Here is a 2,072-nt window from a genome sequence, read left to right on the forward strand (position 1 = left end):
AACTGGAGGAGCATATTCCTGTCGCATTGAGCGCATTCCATTGGCACCCTGTGCGCAGAACGAAGAAAATGGCGTTCATGGCGGCACGATTATCGACACGTTTGCGATGCGTTCCCAACGGATGCTGGGTTTTATGCTCCGGGATCAGTGGCGCCATCTTTTCCCACAGTTCATCGCTAATCTGCCACTTGCTATTTGCCATAATTCACCCTCAGAAATGGTCATGATGTATTATACAGTAATTCCTATTGAGATGGGCTCTTAATCCTGAAATTTGCCAATATCATTTAAGAACGGTACAGACAAGTTATGTTTAATTTTATTGATAGTTCAGTCTTTGTTGAGGGGAGCTTAATTGCTCAATATTTACTGCTTGGCGTGCTTCTACTGGTGGTGGCATCGTTTGTAGCTGGGTATATCGATGCTATAGCGGGTGGTGCTGGATTAATCCTTATTCCTGCTTTTATGCTTACAGGGTTGCCTCCGCAGTTGGCATTAGGGCAGGAAAAACTCGTTAGTACTATAGGTACAGTTGCGGCGATAAAGAATTTTGTCAAAAATCGCTCAGTGATCTGGAAGGTCGTGCCTGCGGGCTTAATATCTGCGTTGGTAGGAGCATATGTTGGCGCTCGTGTCATTTTGCTTGTACCCGTTGAAACACTGTCATTGGTGATTGTTGCTCTGCTACCGATTGGTTTAGTAGCAGCGACATTAAAAAGCCATCTGAAAGAAACAGATCAGCCACCTACAACTAATCCAATCGCAATCTTTACTGTATGTTTTGTTGTTGGTTTTTACGATGGTTTTTTTGGTCCAGGTACAGGCAGTTTGTTTATTATTGCCTTAGCAGTCGTTAATCGTTTCTGTTTACTAGAAGCTTCAGCGACCAGTAAGATTTTTAACTTCTCTTCAAATATTGGTGCTTTCGTCGCCTTTGCAATAGCCGGTCAAATGGCTTGGATAATAGGTATACCTATGATAATCGCTAGTCTCATAGGAAATCACATGGGTAGTTTACATGCAATTAAAACCAACGGAGAAATCATCAAGAAAGTGCTCTATATATCAGTAGGAGCTATGATGGTTACCTTATTGGTTAAGTATTTTTCGGGTAGTTAAGGAGGCCGACAATGCAAGGCATTAAGATTAAATGTGCAACTGAGCAAGATATTCCTCAGGTTAAGGAGTTGCTTGAGCGTTACCACTCTAAAAATCTTATTGGTGAGTCGCGTAGTAACGGATTTGTTACTACTGACATGACAATTGCTGAGTTACAGGCGCTCACTCACCAGGAACAAGGTGTAACTATTGCGATTGATACTTCAAGTGGCGTTGTTGTTGGTGTACTCATTGGTGCATCATGGGATTTTTTAAAACCATGGCCAATGTTCGATTATATGCAGGGTGTGTTGGGAGATTACTTTTTCCAGGGAGAATGTCTCAGCAAACAAACGTCCTATCAATATGGTCCAATCTGTATTGCAGAGGAGTATCGTAGTAAGGGCATTGGTGAAAAATTATTGGAGTATCAGCGACGGTTATTTGCAGAATGCTTCCCTTTGGCGGTGACATTTGTTAATAGGGTCAATCCGAGATCATATGCTTTTCATATTCGCGCCGGGTTTGTAGATGTTGGCCAGTTTCAGTTTAACAGTAATCACTATCAGATGTTAGGGTGTGTCCCGTAACTATTTTTTGTACAATTTAGCGATATTTAGTCGAGAAGAGGCTTTTGAATTTGGCTCGTTATGATGTCCCTGATGAGGCTTGGGCGCTCATTGCCCCCCTGTTGCCGCCTGAACGTAATCGTGTAAGAGGCGGTCGACCCTACCTTGAACATAGGCCTGTAATGAACGGGATCTTTTGGGTGCTTTGCTCTGGTGCTCCCTGGCGAGATCTTCCTGAAAGGTATGGCAATTGGAAAACGATTTACAACCGCTTTAATCGGTGGTCAAAATCTGGAGTAATAAATAGTATTTTCAATAAATTACTCCAGATTTTGGATGAGAACAAACTCATCGATTGGGATGCTATAGCACTGGATGGCAGCAATATCAGGGCATTAAAAGCGG

4 protein-coding genes are annotated in these 2,072 nt (G+C 42.6%); 3 read left to right on the top strand and 1 reads right to left on the bottom strand.

The window, feature by feature from the left end; all coding sequences use genetic code 11:
• Positions 1-202 (bottom strand): transposase (locus EOJ37_RS13920; protein WP_155522511.1); only part of this gene is annotated, 202 nt, incomplete at its 3' end.
• A gap of 107 nt (positions 203-309) precedes the next feature.
• Here EOJ37_RS13920 and EOJ37_RS13925 point away from each other — a divergent pair.
• From EOJ37_RS13925 to EOJ37_RS13935, 3 genes are all read left to right on the top strand, one after another.
• Positions 310-1,119, top strand: a complete 810-nt coding sequence (locus tag EOJ37_RS13925; protein ID WP_127960476.1) for a sulfite exporter TauE/SafE family protein — start codon at positions 310-312, stop codon at positions 1,117-1,119.
• Between the two features lie 11 nt (positions 1,120-1,130).
• Positions 1,131-1,688 carry a GNAT family N-acetyltransferase gene (locus EOJ37_RS13930; protein ID WP_127960477.1) on the top strand — a complete coding sequence of 186 codons (558 nt, stop codon included), beginning with the start codon at positions 1,131-1,133 and terminating at the stop codon, positions 1,686-1,688.
• A 50-nt stretch (positions 1,689-1,738) separates the two neighbouring features.
• Positions 1,739-2,072 (top strand): IS5 family transposase (locus EOJ37_RS13935; RefSeq protein WP_127960478.1); only part of this gene is annotated, 334 nt, incomplete at its 3' end.

Source organism: Serratia microhaemolytica (genome assembly GCF_004011885.1).
Lineage (GTDB): Bacteria > Pseudomonadota > Gammaproteobacteria > Enterobacterales > Enterobacteriaceae > Serratia_G > Serratia_G microhaemolytica.

What these genes read in the sequence shown, in the direction of transcription:
- EOJ37_RS13925 (WP_127960476.1), top strand. Translation starts at nt 310, where the DNA reads ATGTTTAATTTTATTGATAGTTCAGTCTTTGTTGAGGGGAGCTTAATT.
- EOJ37_RS13930 (WP_127960477.1), top strand. Translation starts at nt 1,131, where the DNA reads ATGCAAGGCATTAAGATTAAATGTGCAACTGAGCAAGATATTCCTCAG.